Origin of the sequence: Photorhabdus sp. RM323S (genome assembly GCF_042879375.1) — a bacterium.
Taxonomy (GTDB): Bacteria; Pseudomonadota; Gammaproteobacteria; order Enterobacterales; family Enterobacteriaceae; genus Photorhabdus; species Photorhabdus tasmaniensis.
Genome location: NZ_JBHFKZ010000180.1, coordinates 1 through 713, shown reverse-complemented (window position 1 = coordinate 713; position 713 = coordinate 1). Strand labels below are relative to the sequence as shown.

1 protein-coding gene is annotated in these 713 nt (G+C 48.8%); it reads right to left on the bottom strand.

The annotated features are described in order from the left end of the window. The coding region (locus tag ACGF7G_RS22550) for a DUF3396 domain-containing protein (RefSeq protein WP_387468522.1) at positions 1–713 on the bottom strand (713 nt) is incomplete at both ends.

The window sequence follows — 713 nt, the reverse complement described above, 5'->3', positions numbered from 1 at the left end:
GGGATCACCCGTATCGGGCGTATCAGCTGGTTAATGGCAAAATAACTCGCCGGGACATTGCCCGGTAGTGGTGTTAAGTCCGGGTATTGACCGGCTCGGATCATCAGACCATTGGGGTAAGAGCTAATCACCACATCCGAATAACGAGCCAGCGTCTTGCGTATCCAATGTTCCCCACCCAGTCGGTTGACAAAGCGTTTGGACAGCAGGGTGATCCAGTTAATGCCCCGGATGGAATGTCCATACTGTAATTTGGCTGTATGAACCGCAGAATTAACCTGCAATGCAGGGTAACGCTGTGCTAGCTGGTACTCCAGGGGAAAGTAATCATGGTAATCTCTGGGCAGGACCAGACAATAACCGCAGTCTCCACTGTCAGGTTCAAGCTGTTCACACAGAAAGTCCAGCCAGGCCATAAAGCGAGCCATGCCCTCCTGCTCTTTTAGATAATCCCAGGGCAGCACCAGACTCAGGTAGGAGCTACTGTTGTCACCACTTATTTCCCGGGAGTCCATGTAGTGCATCAGATAGTGAGGGGCTTCATAGAGATTTTTTGCATCACTAACATCCCAACTAGAAAGCTGGTTTTTTTTCTGATTAAGAATGCCTTCTTCCACTTTGGCAGTATTTTCCGGTGAGTATTTTTTTAACCCCCTGAGTTCATGAGTATGAAAACGTAGATGAGCGCCAAACTCTTCGCGAAAGCGGTGATA